General features: G+C 71.1%; 20 protein-coding genes, 3 tRNA genes and 2 pseudogenes. 8 read left to right on the forward strand and 17 right to left on the reverse strand.

The features are described 5' to 3' along the window. Positions 1–65 precede the first annotated feature (65 nt). Both secE and AB0M27_RS33365 read right to left on the reverse strand, forming a co-directional pair. Entirely contained in the window at positions 66–353 is a 288-nt protein-coding gene (secE, locus tag AB0M27_RS33360; protein ID WP_023547417.1) for a preprotein translocase subunit SecE, read from the reverse strand. Positions 354–459: 106 nt separating this feature from the next. Beyond that, a tRNA-Trp gene (locus tag AB0M27_RS33365) sits at positions 460–532 on the reverse strand. 262 nt (positions 533–794) lie between these two features. On the opposite strand from AB0M27_RS33365, the gene AB0M27_RS33370 reads away from it, so the two are divergent. Together AB0M27_RS33370 and AB0M27_RS33375 are read left to right on the forward strand one after the other, a co-directional pair. Further along, positions 795–2,021, forward strand: a complete 1,227-nt coding sequence (locus AB0M27_RS33370) for a pyridoxal phosphate-dependent aminotransferase (RefSeq protein ID WP_365727296.1) — start codon at positions 795–797, stop codon at positions 2,019–2,021. A 147-nt stretch (positions 2,022–2,168) separates the two neighbouring features. Then, the gene (locus tag AB0M27_RS33375; RefSeq protein ID WP_365727298.1) at positions 2,169–3,209 is read left to right on the forward strand and encodes an adenosine deaminase; all 1,041 of its coding nucleotides are present in this window, start codon (positions 2,169–2,171) and stop codon (positions 3,207–3,209) included. Here the strand turns inward: AB0M27_RS33375 and AB0M27_RS33380 are convergent. Continuing rightward, a complete protein-coding gene (locus AB0M27_RS33380) occupies positions 3,154–3,891 on the reverse strand; it encodes a hypothetical protein (RefSeq protein WP_365727300.1) in 738 nt (245 codons plus the stop codon). The genes AB0M27_RS33375 and AB0M27_RS33380 overlap by 56 nt on opposite strands. Before the next feature lie 45 nt (positions 3,892–3,936). Next, the gene (locus tag AB0M27_RS33385) at positions 3,937–4,548 is read right to left on the reverse strand and encodes a helix-turn-helix domain-containing protein (protein WP_365727303.1); all 612 of its coding nucleotides are present in this window, start codon (positions 4,546–4,548) and stop codon (positions 3,937–3,939) included. A gap of 103 nt (positions 4,549–4,651) precedes the next feature. On the opposite strand from AB0M27_RS33385, the gene AB0M27_RS33390 reads away from it, so the two are divergent. Next, complete coding sequence (locus tag AB0M27_RS33390) at positions 4,652–5,284, forward strand: NAD(P)H-binding protein (RefSeq protein WP_365727305.1); 633 nt, start codon at positions 4,652–4,654, stop codon at positions 5,282–5,284. Positions 5,285–5,324: 40 nt separating this feature from the next. On the opposite strand, the gene AB0M27_RS33395 is transcribed toward AB0M27_RS33390, so the two are convergent. The 9 genes and pseudogenes from AB0M27_RS33395 to AB0M27_RS33435 all read right to left on the reverse strand — a co-directional run bounded on the left by AB0M27_RS33395 (position 5,325) and on the right by AB0M27_RS33435 (position 10,808). Further along, positions 5,325–6,410, reverse strand: a complete 1,086-nt coding sequence (locus AB0M27_RS33395) for a UDP-N-acetylmuramate dehydrogenase (RefSeq protein WP_365727320.1) — start codon at positions 6,408–6,410, stop codon at positions 5,325–5,327. A 142-nt stretch (positions 6,411–6,552) separates the two neighbouring features. Continuing rightward, a pseudogene (locus AB0M27_RS33400) lies at positions 6,553–6,943 on the reverse strand (DUF3291 domain-containing protein). A 44-nt stretch (positions 6,944–6,987) separates the two neighbouring features. Then, complete coding sequence (locus AB0M27_RS33405) at positions 6,988–8,484, reverse strand: DHA2 family efflux MFS transporter permease subunit (protein WP_365727307.1); 1,497 nt, start codon at positions 8,482–8,484, stop codon at positions 6,988–6,990. An 84-nt stretch (positions 8,485–8,568) separates the two neighbouring features. Continuing rightward, positions 8,569–9,138, reverse strand: a complete 570-nt coding sequence (locus AB0M27_RS33410) for a helix-turn-helix domain-containing protein (protein WP_365727309.1) — start codon at positions 9,136–9,138, stop codon at positions 8,569–8,571. Between the two features lie 114 nt (positions 9,139–9,252). Then, entirely contained in the window at positions 9,253–9,681 is a 429-nt protein-coding gene (locus AB0M27_RS33415) for a MaoC family dehydratase (RefSeq protein WP_365727311.1), read from the reverse strand. 7 nt (positions 9,682–9,688) lie between these two features. Continuing rightward, positions 9,689–10,141, reverse strand: coding sequence for a MaoC family dehydratase N-terminal domain-containing protein (locus tag AB0M27_RS33420; RefSeq protein WP_351802237.1), 453 nt, complete (start codon positions 10,139–10,141; stop codon positions 9,689–9,691). A 220-nt stretch (positions 10,142–10,361) separates the two neighbouring features. Continuing rightward, on the reverse strand, positions 10,362–10,526 hold the full coding sequence (rpmG, locus tag AB0M27_RS33425) for a 50S ribosomal protein L33 (protein WP_003948671.1): 165 nt from the start codon (positions 10,524–10,526) through the stop codon (positions 10,362–10,364). A 90-nt stretch (positions 10,527–10,616) separates the two neighbouring features. Further along, positions 10,617–10,689 (reverse strand) — tRNA-Met (locus AB0M27_RS33430). A 46-nt stretch (positions 10,690–10,735) separates the two neighbouring features. Next, positions 10,736–10,808, reverse strand: a tRNA-Thr gene (locus tag AB0M27_RS33435). 506 nt (positions 10,809–11,314) lie between these two features. Here AB0M27_RS33435 and AB0M27_RS33440 point away from each other — a divergent pair. Both AB0M27_RS33440 and AB0M27_RS33445 read left to right on the forward strand, forming a co-directional pair. Next, positions 11,315–12,580, forward strand: a complete 1,266-nt coding sequence (locus tag AB0M27_RS33440; RefSeq protein WP_365727312.1) for an amidohydrolase family protein — start codon at positions 11,315–11,317, stop codon at positions 12,578–12,580. A 181-nt stretch (positions 12,581–12,761) separates the two neighbouring features. After that, positions 12,762–13,418 (forward strand): SDR family oxidoreductase, encoded by a 657-nt coding sequence (locus tag AB0M27_RS33445; RefSeq protein WP_365727314.1) that lies wholly within the window; start codon positions 12,762–12,764, stop codon positions 13,416–13,418. Between the two features lie 129 nt (positions 13,419–13,547). Here the strand turns inward: AB0M27_RS33445 and AB0M27_RS33450 are convergent, their stop codons facing one another. Genes AB0M27_RS33450 through AB0M27_RS33460 form a run of 3 tightly spaced genes read right to left on the reverse strand, consistent with a single transcriptional unit; the run spans position 13,548 to position 14,436 of the window. Then, entirely contained in the window at positions 13,548–13,760 is a 213-nt protein-coding gene (locus AB0M27_RS33450; protein ID WP_228621254.1) for a hypothetical protein, read from the reverse strand. A 53-nt stretch (positions 13,761–13,813) separates the two neighbouring features. Continuing rightward, positions 13,814–14,038, reverse strand: coding sequence for a hypothetical protein (locus tag AB0M27_RS33455; RefSeq protein ID WP_356302340.1), 225 nt, complete (start codon positions 14,036–14,038; stop codon positions 13,814–13,816). Between the two features lie 44 nt (positions 14,039–14,082). Further along, positions 14,083–14,436 (reverse strand): DUF6233 domain-containing protein, encoded by a 354-nt coding sequence (locus AB0M27_RS33460; RefSeq protein ID WP_365727316.1) that lies wholly within the window; start codon positions 14,434–14,436, stop codon positions 14,083–14,085. 357 nt (positions 14,437–14,793) lie between these two features. On the opposite strand from AB0M27_RS33460, the gene AB0M27_RS33465 reads away from it, so the two are divergent. Beyond that, positions 14,794–15,966: a glycoside hydrolase family 3 N-terminal domain-containing protein gene (locus AB0M27_RS33465; RefSeq protein WP_365727322.1), complete on the forward strand. Its 1,173-nt coding sequence runs from the start codon at positions 14,794–14,796 to the stop codon at positions 15,964–15,966. 340 nt (positions 15,967–16,306) lie between these two features. Here the strand turns inward: AB0M27_RS33465 and AB0M27_RS33470 are convergent, their stop codons facing one another. Beyond that, positions 16,307–16,786: a hypothetical protein gene (locus AB0M27_RS33470; RefSeq protein WP_365727318.1), complete on the reverse strand. Its 480-nt coding sequence runs from the start codon at positions 16,784–16,786 to the stop codon at positions 16,307–16,309. Between the two features lie 133 nt (positions 16,787–16,919). Between AB0M27_RS33470 and AB0M27_RS33475 the strand changes: the two genes are divergently transcribed. Continuing rightward, on the forward strand, positions 16,920–17,252 hold the full coding sequence (locus AB0M27_RS33475) for an RRQRL motif-containing zinc-binding protein (RefSeq protein ID WP_365727324.1): 333 nt from the start codon (positions 16,920–16,922) through the stop codon (positions 17,250–17,252). Between the two features lie 55 nt (positions 17,253–17,307). Next, positions 17,308–17,526 (forward strand): annotated as a pseudogene (locus AB0M27_RS33480) (transposase); the annotation flags it as partial. Between the last annotated feature and the right edge of the window lie 139 nt (positions 17,527–17,665).

Raw genomic sequence — 17,665 nt, forward strand, 5'->3', positions numbered from 1 at the left:
CTGGATACATAGGGGTGGAACATGCGAAAACGGGCGCCGGTGCCACGGCGCCCTTCGCTCTTGGCTCAGCCGAAGACGTACTTGGCCGCGTGGTTGAGCCCATAGTCAATCACGGTCACCAGCGCGATCATGATGGCGACGAAGAAGATCACCACGGTGGTGTACGACGTCAGCTGGTTCCGCGTCGGCCAGACGACCTTGCGGAGCTCCGCGATGATCTGGCGGTAGAAGGTGGCGAGGCGCTTCAGCGGGCCCTTCTTGGCGCGCTTGCCGCCCTTGCGGGCCTTCTTCTTCGACTCGAGTGCCTCGTCCTGGGCATCAGGCGTGTCGATGGAGCCCACGGCGTCCGTCATTGTCCTCACCTGGTCCCGGGTCGTGGCCGTGCCGCGCCCGGTTTCTGAGCCGCACGGCGGTGCATTGCTGTACGTACAAGCGCACACATCCTGGCGGTGTGTGTAGCAGGGCCGGAGGGACTTGAACCCCCAACCGCCGGTTTTGGAGACCGGTGCTCTACCAATTGAGCTACGACCCTTTGTGTGTCCCCCAACGTACCGCATCCGGACGGGTGCGCGGTGTGCACCGGTTTCGGTGGCGGCTTCTGGAGGCCAACGAGGTGAGAGTGTACGTGGTCCGGGGCCCGGCGTCGAACAGAAAGTGCCCGTCCGGGGCCAGGTGACCAAAGATCGTCCTGGCCGGAGGCCGGATTCAGACCCGTGTTCACGTCTCGACCCGTTGCTGTTCAGTCTGTGAAACCCATGTGCCGGGGGGATTTCCGGTCTGGAACGATGGGCTCCATGAGCGCTGCAACCCCACCCACCGAGCGCCGGGTCTCCGCCCGAGTCGGCGCGATCTCCGAGTCCGCCACCCTCGCCGTGGACGCCAAGGCCAAGGCCCTGAAGGCCGCCGGGCGTCCGGTGATCGGCTTCGGCGCCGGTGAGCCCGACTTCCCGACCCCGGACTACATCGTCGAGGCGGCCGTAGAGGCCTGCAAGAACCCGAAGTACCACCGCTACACGCCGGCCGGCGGCCTGCCCGAGCTGAAGGCCGCGATCGCCGCGAAGACCTTGCGCGACTCCGGCTGGGAGCCCGACGTCTCGCAGATCCTCGTCACCAACGGCGGCAAGCAGGCCATCTACGAGGCCTTCGCCGCGATCCTCGACCCGGGCGACGAGGTCATCGTCCCGGCCCCTTATTGGACGACGTACCCGGAGTCGATCCGCCTGGCCGGCGGTGTCCCGGTGGAGGTCGTGGCCGACGAGTCGACCGGCTACCGCGTCTCGGTCGAGCAGCTGGAGGCGGCGCGCACGGAGAAGACGAAGGTCGTGCTCTTCGTCTCCCCGTCCAACCCGACCGGCGCGGTGTACTCCGAGGCCGAGACCGAGGCGATCGGCCGCTGGGCCCTGGAGCACGGCCTGTGGGTGCTCACCGACGAGATCTACGAGCACCTGGTCTACGGCGAGGCCGCCGCGGTGTCCCTGCCGGCGCTGCTGCCCGAGCTGCGCGACAAGTGCGTCGTCGTCAACGGTGTGGCGAAGACGTACGCCATGACCGGCTGGCGCGTGGGCTGGGTCATCGGCCCGAAGGACGTCGTCAAGGCCGCGACGAACCTGCAGTCGCACGCCACCTCGAACGTCTCCAACGTGGCCCAGGTGGCCGCCCTCGCCGCCGTCTCCGGGGACCTTCAGGCCGTGGCGAGGATGCGCGAGGCCTTCGACCGGCGCCGCAAGACCATCGTGCGGATGCTCAACGAGATCGACGGCGTGGTGTGCCCCGAGCCCGAGGGCGCGTTCTACGCCTACCCGTCGGTCAAGGCCCTGCTCGGCAAGGAGATCCGCGGCAAGCGCCCGCAGGACACGGTCGAGCTGGCCGCGCTGATCCTGGAGGAGGCCGAGGTCGCGGTCGTCCCGGGCGAGGCCTTCGGCACGCCGGGCTATCTGCGGCTGTCGTACGCGCTGGGCGACGAGGACCTCGTCGAGGGCGTGAGCCGCATCCAGAAGCTGCTGGCGGAGGCCAAGGCCTGAGCAGTCCATCTTTGGACAACCGAGCGGTCCATTTCTGAACAGGAGCATCCGGGAACGTTCCCGGATGCTCCTGTTCGTTTGTGCGAGCAAGACCACGTACGGGGAAACGGCTACCGATGTGACAGGTGTGTACGGCAGGATCCTGGGATGGAGCGTGTACGTGATGTCTCTGAGCTGCCGAAAGCCCATCTGCACCTGCACTTCACCGGTTCGATGCGACCGGGGACCGTCCTGGAACTGGCCGACAAGTACGGCGTGCATCTGCCCGACGCCCTGACGGAAGCACTGATCAGCGGCGAACCGCCCAAGCTGCGGGCCACGGACGAGCGGGGCTGGTTCCGTTTCCAGCGGCTGTACGACGCGGCGCGCTCCTGCCTGCGCCGACCGGAGGACATCCAGCGCCTGGTCCGGGAGGCCGCCGAGGAGGACCTGAAGGACGGCTCGGGCTGGCTGGAGATCCAGGTGGACCCGACGTCGTACGCGCCCCGGCTGGGCGGTCTGATCCCCGCGCTGGAGATCATCCTGGACGCGGTGGACACGACATCCCGGGAGACCGGGCTCGGCATGCGCGTGCTGGTCGCCGCCAACCGCATGAAGCACCCCCTGGACGCCCGGACGCTGGCCCGCCTCGCGGTGCGGTACGCGGACCGGGGCGTGGTCGGTTTCGGGCTCTCCAACGACGAGCGGCGGGGCCTGGCGCGGGACTTCGACCGGGCCTTCCACATCGCGCGCGAGGGCGGTCTGCTGTCGGCCCCGCACGGCGGCGAGCTGACCGGCCCGGCCTCGGTGCGCGACTGCCTGGACGACCTGCACGCCTCGCGGATCGGGCACGGGGTGCGCGCGGCGGAGGACCCGCGGCTGCTGAAGCGGCTGGCCGACAGGGGCGTGACCTGCGAGGTGTGCCCGGCCTCGAACGTGGCGCTCGGCGTGTACGAGAAGCCCGAGGACGTGCCGCTGCGGACGCTCTTCGACGCCGGCGTGCCCATGGCGCTCGGCGCCGACGACCCGCTGCTGTTCGGCTCCCGGCTGGCCACCCAGTACGAGATCGCCCGGCACGCGCACGGCTTCTCGGACGCCGAACTCGCCGAGCTGGCCCGCCAGTCGGTGCGGGGCTCGGCCGCCCCGGAGGACGTCAGGGCACGGCTGCTGGCCGGCGTGGACGACTGGCTGGCCCGCCCGGCCGCCTGAGCCGGGCGGCGGGCTCGCCCGGCCGTCTGAAGTGGGCGTAGGGCGGATAGGGCTTGAAGCAGACCAGTACGTCGATCGGGTGCCCGCCGCCGGGCGGCTGGACCAGTGCCGGGAGCTCGGCCATCAGCGTGGCGTGTCCCCTGGCGACGTTCTTCTGGTACGGCCCGTTGCCCGCGGCGTGCGCGAACCAGGTGGCCGTCTCGGCGAACACGTCCCGGCTGCCGAAGAGAAAGAACGTACGCGCGTGCGTGTCGTGCCGCAGCACGTCCCGGAAGCCGGGCCGCTCACAGTGCTCGCGCCAGACGGCGGCGTCCCGCGCGGTGCGCGCCTCGTCCGTCCGGACGGTCAGCGGGGTGCCCGCGCGCAGCTTCCGGCGCAGCTCGGGCCACTGGCCGGCGCGCAGCCCGAGCGAGTGGTGGGCCAGGACGAGGTCGACCAGCTCGCCCATGCCCTCGTCGGGCGGGACGCCATCGCGCAGCGGCACGTGGACGATCGTGTGCCGGGAGTAGGCGGCGAGGGAGAACAGGCCTGCCAGCCGGCTCAGTCCGTCGTGGTCGCCGAGCAGCAGCCCGATGGGCTCGGGGGCGCGCAGCGAGGTGTGGCGCAGGGGCTGCCGGGGCTGGACGACCCGGTGTTCGTGCGGGCCGGTGCGGGGCCCGAACTCGCGCAGCCTCAGCCGCATACGTCCGTGATTCCGGAGGCGTTTGTCATGCCCTCAGCGTGAAGTTCACGCCGAGGCCGGCGCAACGGAGATTCCGCCCAGCAGCGTCCGCGCGAGCCGCGCGGCGAACTCGTCGACCGACGGCCGCTCCCCCGTGCCGGTCGCGTCGTAGGCGAACGCACGCTGGGCGCAGGCGCCCAGCAGCAGGGAGGCGGCCGCGAAGGTGTCGGCGTCGGCGCGGACGCGGCCGACGGCCTGTTCGGCGCGCAGGTAGGCGTCCAGGTCCTGGATGGGCCGGTGCGGGCCGGAGCCGAGCGTGCGCAGGGCGTCGTCGTGGCGGCGCTTGAGCTGGGTCTCGGCGTACAGGGAGGCGGCGATCGGGAAGCTCTGCTCGTAGAAGAGGGCGGCCTGGCGGGCGATCTCGGTGAGGTTGCCCTCCAGGGTGGCCTGTCCCGGTTCGGCGGCGAGGCTGTTGAGCAGAGGGGTGAGCCGGGGCAGCCGCTCGGCGAGCACGCGCACGAACAGCTCCTCCTTGCTGTCGAAGTACTTGTAGAGGGCCGCTTCGGAGCAGCCGGCCGCGCGGGCGATCTCCTTGGTGGTGGCGCGGGCGAGTCCGACGGTGAGCATGAGCTCGTGGGCGGCGTCGAGGATGCGGACACGCGCCGGCTTCGGCTCCATGGGCGTCCAATCGGGCTTGACGGATGGGTGAGTGCTTACCCACTCTAGATGTCAGCAGGAGTGAGTGAATACTCACCCACCCATCCCGAGTACGGGAGCACACATGAACCTCACCGTTTTCGGCGCCACCGGCGGCATCGGCCGGGAGATCGTGCGTCAGGCCCTCGGCGCCGGCCACCGGGTGACGGCCGTGGTCCGCGATCCGGCGCGGCTCGACGTCACGGGGAACGCGCTGGAGGTGTTCCGCGCCGACCTCACGGACCCCGAGGAACTGCGCACCGCCGTCAGGGGCCGGGACGCGGTCCTCTCCGGCCTGGGCGCACGCAGCCGCAATGACGCCGGGGTCGCCACCCGGCTGACCCGTACGGTCCTGCGTGCCATGGAGACGGAGGGTGTACGACGGCTGCTCGTGGTCAGCGCCGGTCCCGTCGGCCCCGACCCCGAGGGCGACGGCGCGCTGGATCGGGCGATGCGCGGTCTGGTGTCGGCCGTCCTGAAGGACGTCTACACCGACCTGCGCGGGATGGAGGCCGAGCTGGCCCGCAGCGGCACGGACTGGACGTCCGTACGGCCGCCTCGCCTGCAGAACAAGCCGCTCACCGGCCGCTACCGCACGGTCGTCGGCGGCTTCCCGCGCAAGGGCCGCTTCATCGCGCGCGCCGACGTCGCGCACGCGATGCTGGCGATGATCGACGACGAGGGAACGGTGAAACAGGGGGTGGGGGTGGCGTACTAGACCGCGCGGAGGCCGCGGTGTCTTCGGGATCCTGTCGGCCCTACAGGCCGACGCCGACCGTCACCGGCTCGTTGACGAGGGTGATCCCGAAGGCCTCGCGGACGCCGGCGACCACCTCGCGGGCCAGGGCCAGCAGGTCCTCGGTGGTGGCGGCGCCCCGATTGGTGAGGGCGAGGGTGTGCTTGGTGGAGATGCGGGCCGGTCCGGTGCCGTAGCCCTTGGTGAAGCCAGCCTTGTCGATCAGCCAGGCCGCGGAGGTCTTCGTACGGCCCTCCCCCACCGGGTAGGCGGGCGGCTCGACGCCGTCGCCCAGCCGCTCGCGCACGCGCGCGTGGAACGCGGCGAACTGCTCGTCGGTGAGGATCGGGTTGGTGAAGAAGGACCCGGCGGACCAGGTGTCGTGGTCCTCGGCGTCGAGCACCATGCCTTTCCCGGCACGCAGCTTCAGCACGGTCTCGCGGGCTGCGGCCAGCGGCACCCGGTCTCCCGGCTCGACGCCGAGCGCGCGGGCCGCCTCGGCGTACTTCACGGGCGCGGAGAGCCCGCCCGCGTCCTCCAGCTCGAAGCGGACGCGCAGCACGACATGGCGCTCGGGGTCTGCCTTGAAGCGGCTGTGGCGGTACGAGAAGGCACACTCCTCGTTCGTCAGCGTGACGGTCTCGCCGGCGCGCCGGTCGTAGGCGATGACCTCGGTGATGGTGGAGGAGACCTCCTGGCCGTAGGCGCCCACGTTCTGGATCGGCGTGGCGCCCGCGGACCCGGGGATGCCGGCCAGGCACTCGATGCCGGCGAGCCCTGCCTCGACCGTGCGGGCGACGGCGTCGGTCCACACCTCGCCGGCCGCGAGCTCCAGCGTCGTACCGCGCAGCTCGACACCACGCGTGGCGATGCGCAGGGCGGTGCCGTCGAAGCCCTTGTCGCCGATGACCAGGTTCGATCCACCGCCGATGACCAGCAGCGGCGTCCCGCTGTCGTCGGCCTCACGGACGGCGGCGATCACCTCGGCGTCGGTCACCGCAGTGGCCAGCCGCGTCGCGGGACCGCCCAGCCGGAAGGTGGTCAGCGGGGCAAGAGGGGCGTCGTGGAGTACCTGCACGGGCCCAAGACTACGAGACGCCTCCGACAGCACCGCATCCACGCGGGCGGCGGCCGCCGAGCGGTGACGGAAGGCGGTTCCGCACCACGCCTGGCGCACGGGTACGCGCGCGTGGTCTCCTCTCGAAGGCCACGCGCGCATGGGCGACGTACCGCGACTGCCGGCCGGCGGGCTACCTGAGCCGCCGCTCGGTCTCCTCCCGGCTCACCGGCAACTCGTCGCCGGAGGTCTGCCAGGTGGCGACGGCGACGTCACGCATCTGGGACGCCAGCCCGCGGGAGGTGGGCCGGTGGGCACCGGAGCGGGCGAATCCCTTCAGGGCGTCGGCGGACTCCCAGGCGGACAGCGTCCAGAAGGTCCGCCGCAGTGGCTGTGCCTTGAGGGAGGCTCCGTAGGCGCCGGGTGCCTTGCCTACCTGCCGCCACACGGCCGGGGTGCGGGCGAGGAAGCGGAGGGCGCCCCACAGGGAACGCGTCTCGAAGCGCGAGGCGAAGACGTGGCACCTCGGTGCCCTGTGGCGGGGTGTTCGGCACGATCCAGGGCAGAGCGGGGAGAGCGGGCATCGCGAACTCCTTGTGACGAGGATGGCGAGGTTCCGGTCCGGGTCTCAGCGGGCGGTGCTCTCCAGGGCGGCGGCCTCCGGGGCGGGAGCCTCGGCGGCAGCGGCCTCCGGGGCGGTCGCGGGCGTCCGCCCGTCCCCCGCGGCGCGGCGGGCGGCGCTGCGCCGGGCCGGGATCGCCAGGGCCGCGACCGCGGCGAGGGCGACCACCGCCGAGCCGGTGACCAGGGCGGGCCGCAGGCCGTCCACGAAGCTCTGCGCGCTCTCGTAGCCGCCCTGCGCGGAGAAGATCGACGACATCACCGCGATGCCGAGCGCGCCGCCCACCTCGCGCAGCGCGTTGTTGGCGCCGGAGGCGATGCCCTGCTCCTGCGGGCGGACGCTGGACATCACCAGATTGGCGGCCGGCGCGAAGTACAGGGCCATGCCGATCCCGCTGATGACCAGGGCGGGCAGCTGGGCGGCGTAGGAGGCGTCCGTGGTGGCCACGGCGGCCATGTAGCCGAGACCGACGGCCTGCAGGAACAGGCCCGCGGCGACGACCGGGCGGCCGCCGATGCGGTCGGAGAGGATTCCGGCGATCGGCGCGACGAGCATCGGCATGCCGGTCCACGGCAGCATCCTGAGGCCCGCCTCGGTGGGCGAGTAGCCGAGCACGCCCTGCATGTACTGGCTGAGCAGGAAGATCGAGCCGAACATGCCGACGAACATCAGCAGGCTGGCGGCGTTGATGCCGGAGAAGGCGCGGGACCGGAACAGCCGCATCGGCAGCATGGGGTGGGCCGCGCGGGAGCTGTAGAGGACGAACCCGGCCAGCAGCGCGCCGCCCGCGAACAGCGCGGTCATGACCACGGTGTCGGTCCAGCCGTCGGCGGGGCCGCGGACCAGGCCGTAGACGATCCCGAAGAGGCCGCCGCTGGCGAGCAGGGTGCCGGGGACGTCGAGCCGGGCGCCGGTGCCGTGGGACTCGGCGAGGCGCAGCCGGGCGAGCGGCAGCGTGATCAGGCCGAGCGGCACGTTCAGCCAGAAGATCCAGTGCCAGGAGACGTGCTCGGTGAGGCTGCCGCCGATGAGCGGTCCGGAAGCGACGGCGAGTCCGTTGACCGCCCCCCAGATGCCGTACATCATCCCGCGCTTGGCGGCGGGTACGGCCGCGGTCAGCAGGGTCAGCGTGAGCGGCATCATCACGGCCGCGCCGACGCCCTGGACCGCGCGGGCGGCGATCAGGGAGCCGATGCCGGGGGCCATGGCCGCGGCGGCGGAGGCCCCGGTGAAGACGGCGAGTCCGGCGATGAAGAGCCGGCGGCGCCCGAAGCGGTCGCCGAGCGCCGCGCCGAACATCAGCAGGACGGCGAAGGTGAGCGTGTAGGCGCTCACGGTCCACTCGAGGTCGTCCAGGGCGCCGCCGAGGTCCTTGCGGATGGAGGGCAGGGCGGTGGTGACGACGAGGTTGTCGAGGGCCGCCATGAAGCCGGCGACGCTGGTGATGACGAGGGCCCAGGCGGCGCTTCCGCGGCCGCCCTTCGTTGCGTTCTCCTGTGACATCTCTCCCCCAGAGAGCGATCTAGTTAGTTATTGATGACTAACTTTTATGGGCAGGAAAAGAGGCGGGCGATCCACCTCGTTCCGCTACTTCTCCAGCCGGCCGGTGACCTGGGCCGACGGATACATCCCCTGCCAGACCCGGTGTTCGGGCGGAAACCCCATGGCCGTGAGGGTGTTGATGAGCATCCCGTACGCCAGAAACGTCGTGGTCTCGTTGTCGTCCGCCCCGAGCGGCAGGTGCACGGTGTCCCAGAGCTTCATCCAGGCCGACCGTACGGCCTCACCGAACTCGCGGTCGCCCTCCGCCTCGGCGGCCGCGACCGTGATGTACGTCTGCATCTGCATCTGGAGCTTCTCGGGTTGCTCCGTGATCAGCCGCACATAAGCGTTCGCCATGGCGTGCAGGGCATCCTCGCCCTCCAGCCCCTTGGCCGCCTCCTCGAAGACCCGACAGGTGTCCTCCACGCACCGGAGCGACGCGGCGGCGAAGATCGCCTTCTTGCCCGTGAAGAGCCGGAAGAGGTACGGCTGCGACACACCCACGCGGGTCGCGATCGCCTCCGTGGAGGTGCCGTAGTAGCCCTTCTGGGCGAACTCCGCGATCGCCGCGCGAATGACACTCTCGCGTCGCTCTTCTGCACTCATCCTGGGCATGAGAAGTAAGTTAGTACTCAATCACTAACTTGGCAAGCCCCTCGTCCCCGGACGCACGTAAGGGGCGCCCCACCAGAGAGGACGCCCCTTACATCACTGCTTCCGGTGGCTCCGTCAGGCCAGCCGTACGACCGCACGGGACATGCCCAGCACCTTCTGGCCGTCGCTGGTCGCCGTCAGGTCCACGCGCACCGTGTTGTCGTCCAGCTTGGCCGCGACCTTGCCGCCGACCTCGATCAGCGCGCCCTGGTCGTCGTTCGGCACGACGACGGGCTTGGTGAACCGGACGCCGTACTCCACGACCGCGCCCGGGTCCCCGGTCCAGTCGGTGACCACGCGGATCGCCTCGGCCATGGTGAACATGCCGTGCGCGATGACGTCCGGCAGGCCGACCTCCTTGGCGAACTTCTCGTTCCAGTGGATCGGGTTGAAGTCCCCGGAGGCACCCGCGTAGCGCACGAGCGTGGCGCGGGTCACGGGAAAGGTCTGCGCCGGCAGTTCGGTGCCGACCTCGACGTCGTCATACGCGATCTTCGCCGTCATCAGGTCCTCACGCCTCCTCGGCCGCGCGGGCCACGAGCTTGGTCCAGGCGGTCACGACGTGCTCGCCCGCCTCGTCGTGCACCTCACCGCGGATGTCCAGGATGTCGTTGCCCGCGAGGGACTTGATCCCCTCGATGGTGGAGGTGACGCTGAGCCGGTCGCCGGCGCGCACCGGGCGGCTGTAGGCGAACTTCTGGTCGCCGTGCACCACGCGGCTGTAGTCGAGACCGAGCTGCGGGTCCTCGACGATCTGCCCCGCGGCCGGGAAGGTGATGGCGAACACGAACGTCGGCGGGGCGATCACATCGGAATGACCGAACGCCTTCGCGGCCTCCGGGTCCGTGTAGACCGGGTTGGTCTCGCCCACCGCCTCGGCGAACTCGCGGATCTTCTCCCGGCCCACCTCATAGGGCGCGGTGGGTGGGTAGGTCCGTCCAACGAAGGACTGGTCGAGCGCCATGGCCCGGCACCTCCTGATGTCTGCTGTGATGGCCCCAAATTAGCCGGAATCCCGCCGGGGAATGTGCGGGGGGACGGGTCAGCCTCGGGCCGCTGAAGCGCGGGTGAAGCCGAAGCGCCGCTGGCGCCGGAGTGCCGGTGCTGCCCGGAGCGCCGGTGAAGCGGTGAAACGCCGCGAGGCCGCCCCCTCGGAAGGGGACGGCCTCGCGGACGAGCCTGTTTTATCGCGTTTCGCGGTGCGCGGTGTGCGCGTTGCAACGCGGGCAGTGCTTCTTCATCTCAAGACGATCCGGGTTGTTACGCCGGTTCTTCTTGGTGATGTAGTTCCGCTCCTTGCACTCCACGCAGGCCAGCGTGATCTTCGGGCGGACGTCGGTGGCAGCCACGTGAGTGCTCCTAAGACGAACGGGTGGACTAATTCAACGCAAGAAAGAGTAGCCGATCGAAGGACCGACCCCGCAATCGGCTACTGTCAGTAGCGGTGACCGGACTTGAACCGGTGACACAGCGATTATGAGCCGCTTGCTCTACCGACTGAGCTACACCGCTGCGATGCGATCGGGCCCCGCCTTTCGACGGGAACCTCTCACACCAGAGCCCCAAAACGGAATCGAACCGTTGACCTTCTCCTTACCATGGAGACGCTCTGCCGACTGAGCTATTGGGGCGAGCGATGAAGACATTACACGGTCCGCCGCCGTTCACCCAAATCCGTATCCGGCAGCCCGCGACACCCCTCATCCCAGGGCTCGCAGTGACCTCATGAGTCGCTGGGCGGGGGCCCACGGGTAGCGGGTGAGTGCTCATGGGCCGTACGCGTGGGGGCCGATCGGCGGGTGCCACACGGAGCGGGAGTGGTGGCACGCGCGCGTGGACGTCGTCGGGCGCCGAGCACGGGCGGCACGGAAAGCGAGCCACGCGCGCGTGGGCGTCGCCGGGAGAGGCGGGGCCACGCGCGTGGACTGTCGTGGCCGTCGTCGGGGAGAGCCGGAGGCCACGCGGGTGGGCGATGCGTGTACTGCCAAGGGTGGACCACACCGGTACGACTATTGCGCTCCTGCGCGACCGGCGCCGTTCGCCACCCTAGGCTCGACTCGCCCTGCGTGATCTTGGGCCCAGGCCCCGGTGTCTCACGCAGCCCCGCCCGAGCCCCCGGCCCCCATCCTGGAGCGCGATGCCCGACAGCCAGCCGCAGCCCCATCCGCCGTCGAACTCCTCGGGATCCTCGGGCCAGTCCGACCCGGCCGCCCTGCTGCTGTGCGGGGCGCGGCTCACCGACGGCCGGACGGTGGACGTACGGCTGGGCCGCGGGCGCATCGAGGCGGTGGGCACGGCCGGCAGTCTGGCGCCGGGCCCCGCCCGGACGGGCCCCACGCGCGTGGACCTGAGCGGCTACCTGCTCCTCCCGGCCCCGGCCGAACCGCACGCCCACGGTGACACCGCGCTGTCCGCCGAGCACCCCGGCCCCGTGTCGTACGCCCCCGAGGACGTCCAGCGCCGGGCGACGGAGGCGGCCCTGCTGCAGCTCGGCCACGGGGCCACGGCGGCACGCACGCACGTGCGCGTTGGCGACGTACAAGGGCTCGGTGCGCTGGGCGCCGTTCTGCAGGCGCGGCGCTCGCTACGGGGGCTCGCCGAACTGACGACGGTGGCGATGCCGCGGCTGCTGACCGGGGTGGCCGGGGCAGACGGGCTGGCGATACTGCGCGACGCGCTCAAGATGGGCGCCTCCGTGGTGGGCGGCTGCCCCGACCTGGACCCCGATCCCACGGGCTATGTGGAGACCGTCCTGGACGTGGCCTCCGAGCACGGCTGCGCGGTGGATCTGCACACGGACGCCTCCGATCCGGCCCGGTTGTCCCGGCTCGCGGCCATGGCCGGGGGCCTACGCCCCGGCGTGACGATCGGGCCGTGCGCCGGTCTCGCTCGCCTCCCCACCGAGGCCGCCTCCCGCGCCGCCGACCAGCTCGCGGCCGCCGGTGTGACGGTCGTGTGCCTGCCCCAGGGTGGCTGCTGCGGAACCGACCGCCGGAGCGCCGCTCCGGTACGGCTGCTGCGCGCGGCCGGGGTGCGCGTGTCGGCCGGCAGCGGCGCCCTGCGCGACGCCTCCAACCCCGTCGGCCGCGGTGATCCCCTGGAGGCGGCCTACCTCCTGGCCTCCACCCACGGCCTGCGCCCGGAGGACGCCTACGACGCCGTCAGCACTTCGGCCCGCGTGATGCTGGGCCTGCCGGAGGTACGCGTGGAGGCCGGCTTCCCCGCCGACCTGCTCGCCGTACGCGGCAACCGCCTGGCCGGCGCCCTGTCCCTGGCCTACAGCCGGATCGTGGTCCACCGGGGCCGGGTGGTGGCCCGCACGAGCGCGGTACGGGAGTACTGCAACTCGGCGGCCGCGGCGGAACCCGGGTTGCCGCGGCAGGGGCGGGGCGAGTTGTCGTGACCGGGCATGGTTCCGGGTGCGGTCCGGGGTGGGGGCCGCCTGGGGCGCGCGGGTGGGTGTGCGTGCCGGGCGCGTACTCGTGCGCGCCCGGCGCGGGCCGGTGGGCGTGAGCCCGGCGCGGTCCCGCCACACCGGTTAACTCGTGCGGCGGATGCACCCCTTCCGGCGTACGGTCGGAATCATGCGCATTGTCATCGCTGGTGGTCATGGACAGATCGCGCTGCGGTTGGAGCGCCTGCTCTCCGCGCGCGGGGACGAGGTCGCGGGGATCATCCGCAAGGCGGAACAGGGCGACGATCTGCGGGCGGCCGGTGCCGAACCGATGCTGCTCGACCTGGAGTCCACCTCGGTGGAGGAGGTCGCGGCGCACCTGCAGGGCGCCGATGCGGCGGTCTTCGCGGCCGGCGCGGGCCCGGGCAGCGGGGCGGCCCGCAAGGACACGGTGGACAGGGGCGCGGCGGTGCTGTTCGCGGACGCGGCCGTTCGCGCGGGGGTGCGCCGTTTCCTGGTCGTGTCCTCGATGGGCGCGGATCCCGCGCACCAGGGCGACGACGTCTTCGACGTGTACCTGCGCGCCAAGGGCGAGGCGGACGCGTACGTCACCCGCCAGGAGGCCCTGGACTGGACGATCCTGCGCCCCGGCTCGCTGACGGACGACGCCGGTACCGGTCAGGTCCGGCTGGAGGCGCACACTGGGCGCGGCGCGATTCCCCGGGACGATGTGGCCGCCGTACTCGCGGAGTTGGTGGACACCCCGGCGACGACCGGCCTGACGCTGGAGCTGATCAGCGGATCGACGCCGGTGTCGGTCGCGGTGAAGGCGGTGGCCGGGAACTGAGGCCCGCCACCGGCCGTTGAACCGACAGACCCCGCCACCGAGCCGTCAGCACGGCCCTGTCGCCCCGTCAGGTCCCCACGAACACCCGCCCCTCACCTACAAGTCGGCCCCCCTCCGACTCTTCGTGACTCAGAACAGAGGCAGCTGCCCGGGAAACTCCGGTACGGCGTATCCGTCCAACGCCGGCTGGACCGCCCCGAGTTGCGCCTGCTGCCGTGACCCGGCGCAGGAGACGAGTTCCCCGTTCTCCCGCGCCCCGGGCGGGTCGTGCCGCGCGTAGCGGCCCGCGACGACGGCGATGTCGCGGTGGCACACAGGACAGGTTCTGCGTCGGGAGGACATGCCGTCAGTGTGCCCGCACCGACTCGGACGCGACACCGCTGCCGACGCCGCTGTCAGGTGCGGGTCTCGGCTTCCCAGTGATCGGGGCCCACCCCGCGCCAGTCGATCAGCGGCGAGTCGGCCACCTGCTCCGGCTCGATCTCCAGCCCCGCGCGGCGCAGGAACTCCACCAAGTCCCCCACGTTGTGCGCCAGGCCGAGGATCTCGCCGTCCACCCGGACCCGGCGGCCGCCGGTCGGGGACGGCAGGTGCACGATGATGGGGCGTTTCCCGGCCATGGCTCCAGCATCGTCCGGACCGTCCGGGCCCGCACCCGGACCGGTCATTCCAGTATTCCCAACGCGGTGTCGGGGCGGCACAGCGGGCATGCGGCGATTTCTCCTTCGGTGAGTGCGTGTACCGCCTGGTCCCGGCCGACGCCCTTGGCACGCCCGCCGGCGCTCGCGCAGCCGCCGACGTGGACGTACACCGCGGTGCGGCCGTTCAGCCCGCGCTCGACCAGCCAGTCCGGAGCGGCCTGCCGGGTGGCGAGGCGGCGTTGCCGTTCGGCCTCCCGGCGTTCTTCGTCCGCGATCCACCGGTCCATCAGGGCGAGCTGCCGCGCGGCCTGATGTTCGACGACGCGGCGGGCGAAACGCAGCATGTCGAGACGCGTCAGCGGACGGTCATCGTTCACACGTTCGATTCTAGTGAAGAGACCCGGAAGTGCGACCAGCGGGATGCGACCGAACAGGGTCCGGGGCTCCTGAACCGCCCCCACTCACGTCGGCTGGACTTTCGTCCGGCTCCGAGGCGCGAGATCCTGGTACTCCGACCGTGGACCAGCGAACAAATACCGCACTGGGCGCATCTCACGCGTCGTAAGCCACACCTCATGCTGATGCGGCCCGAGACGCGACGGCCACCGTCGCGTCTCCCCCGAAGGAGGCCGGCGATGAATCTTCCGACGTACCGTGACTGCACAAGCGCATCGCCGCGGCTCCCCGGCCGGGCCGGGACAGCACGAAGACTGAGCACCGCCGCCGTGGCCGCGATGCTCCTGGCGGGCTGTGGTGCGGGCACTCCCAAGGCGACCGGGCACTCCAGTGGCCCCGGCGTGTCCCGCACCCCGTCCGCCACGCCTTCCTCCCCCCATCCGTCCCTCGCCCCGAACCTCTCCACCACCGCCGCCACCACCGCGTGCACCAACAGCACGAAGCTGGCCGGGTGGTCGAACCGCCGGCTGGCCATGCTGACCGTCGCCGTCCCGGTGTCGGAGACCTCGGTTTCCGACGTCACCTCCGAGGTGAGCGCCGGTGCGGGCGGTGTGCTGCTGTTCGGCAGCAAGGCGCCGTCCGACCTCGGCTCCCGGCTGACCGCCCTGAAGACCCATGTACCGGGCCACCTGGGCCTGCTGGTGATGACCGACGAGGAGGGCGGCGGCATCCAGCGCATGGCGAACCTCGTCGGATCCCTGCCCTGGGCCGCGTACATGGGCGCGCACTGGACCCCGGCCCAGATCCAGCAGAACGTCACCAAGGTCGCGACCAAGATGGCCGCCGCCCAGGTGAACATGGACCTCGCGCCGGTGGTCGACGTCGACGGCAGGAACGTGGCCCCCAGTAAGACCAACCCCGACGGATGGCGGTCCTTCAGCGGCAACACCTCGGTTGTCTCCAAGGACGGTGTCGCGTACATGAACGGGTTGCGCGCCGGAAACGTGATCCCCGTCGTCAAGCACTTCCCGGGCCTCGGCGGCTCCAGCTACAACTCCGACTTCGGCCCCGCCCACACCCTGCCCTGGTCCACCCTGCAAAAGGTGGCCATCCCGCCGTTCACGGCGGCCATCAAGGCCGGCGCCCCGGCCATCATGGTCTCCAACAACGTCGTGCCGGGCCTGGGCACCAACCCGGCGAGCCTGTCACCCACCGCCATCACCTCGGAACTGCGCGGCAAGCTGGGCTTCAAGGGGCTGGTGGTCACCGACTCGCTCAGCGCCAAGGCGATCTCCGCCGCCGGCTTCAGCGTTCCCACCGCCGCCGTCCAGGCCCTGCGCTCCGGCGCCGACATGGTCATGTTCGACCTGGGGGGCAACGTCAGCTCCCAGACGTCCGCGATCGCCACGGCGATCACCAATGCGGTGGCCGGCGGACACCTCGCCCGTAGCCGCCTCATCGACGCGGCGGGGCACGTCCTGGCCGTCCGGCACGTGAACCTCTGCTCCTGAGCTGGTCAGAGGGGGTCTCCCCCGGCACTACAGCCGTCGCTGGCACTACAGTTGTAGTGCCAGCAGGTCGTTGGAGGGGCCGCCTGCGGGTCTGTCGACGTGAAGGGCGGTGATGGGGCTGACGATCAGGTAGGGGTCGGTGCTCAGCGGCCTTCAAAGCGCTCAGCGACCGGATCGGCATCAACCCCACCCAGCTCGGGCAGGACCGGTTCCTCGACGAGGCCCGAGAAACAGCCGACCCGATCCGGCTGATGCGGCTGTTCGGGATCACCTCGCACACCGCGATCCACTACGTCCGCACGGCTTGACCCGAGCGCTTCACCATCGATCCCACCCAGGCCTAGCAGGCGCTGGAGATCCAGTCCTCGTTGTTGCGGTGGCGGTCCAGCCCCACGGCCTCGAACTCGTCTTCGCCCAAGCTCCTTCGTGCGCCTAGCCGCCGCAGAGCCCGGGAGATGGGGCTGACTGCTCGCGAGAACCGCTTCTTCGTCGGCACATCCAGTGGCCCCAGTGCCAGTGCGCCGTCAGCCCAGACGGCGGCTCGTTGCTCGCCGACTCCGCCGAAGCATTCGGCCTCCACATAGGCGATCGGCCCTGCGGCGGACCACTGAGCCAGTAGCGTGTCGAAGCCCCCTGGCAGCCGCCAGAACCCCAGGTCTCCTCCGTCGCTGCCGTCCGTGACGGCATCGAAGACCTCATCGGTCATCGGCATCAGCGACAGGCCCTGACGCAGAGGCACCACGTGGGATCCAGGCACGTCCCGCGACGCGACGCGCAGCAACTCGTCACCCGCGATGACCGCCTGCAATTCGTAACTCACCCCGAGCCCTCCCCAACCGATTGGCCTCATCTTGCGTGACACGTCGTGCATGAACCCGCGTGCCTCCCCACCCCAGAACCCACACCCCACGAGCGGGTTCCTGCCACGTGAACCCTCAGATTCTGCGAACCCGCTGGTTTCCGTCTACCGGTGGCACCTGGCTCCCGAGGGGCTGGCCACGGTCCGACAACTGCGCGCCCTCGGATTACGGCCCGGTGGGCAAAACGTGGCAGCCCGGTTGGAGCGTCCGCGGCGCCGCCGCGGACCGCTGGTCGCCCACCTCTGCTCGATCGAGCAGGCAAAGCCCGTCCGGCCGATGACGCCCGCCAAGTGGGCGCCCCTGGCCAAAGCCAACGCCGCCCGCCGCAGGTGCCCGGAGTGTGGTCGGGATGCCGGATGCGTCATCCCGCCCTCGCTCGGCATGTGCGCGCCGTGCGCCTATCCCGAGGGACAGCGCGTCGCCTGAACACGACCCGCTCTGAAGGGACTTTTGAGCGGAGACCACGCGTCACCGCACGCTTGTCGCCCTCGACCTGCTGGCCTGGATGCCCATGCTCGCTCCCACCGGCGACGCCCGCTGCTGGCAGCCCGAACGCCCGCGGCTGCGGCTGTTCTCTGCCGCCGCCCAGCTGGTGGCCACCAGCCGCCGCCGCTGCCTCCGCTTCGCCCGGCACTGGCCCTTCGCCCACGTAATCACCGGCGCGTCCGCGCGCATGCAGGCCCTGCCGAACTCCGGCTGACAAGCGGAAACGCTCTGCCTCTACGACCTGAACCCCGCCCCGGAGCCGTGTCGGGTAGCCGGAGGGGGTTTCACCCTCCGGCCCCCACAGAACCGTGCGTAACAGTCTCCCGTTACACGGCTCTTGCCGTCCTGATCGT

The sequence above is a fragment of the Streptomyces sp. NPDC052107 genome, assembly GCF_040680215.1.
Taxonomy (GTDB): Bacteria; Actinomycetota; Actinomycetes; order Streptomycetales; family Streptomycetaceae; genus Streptomyces.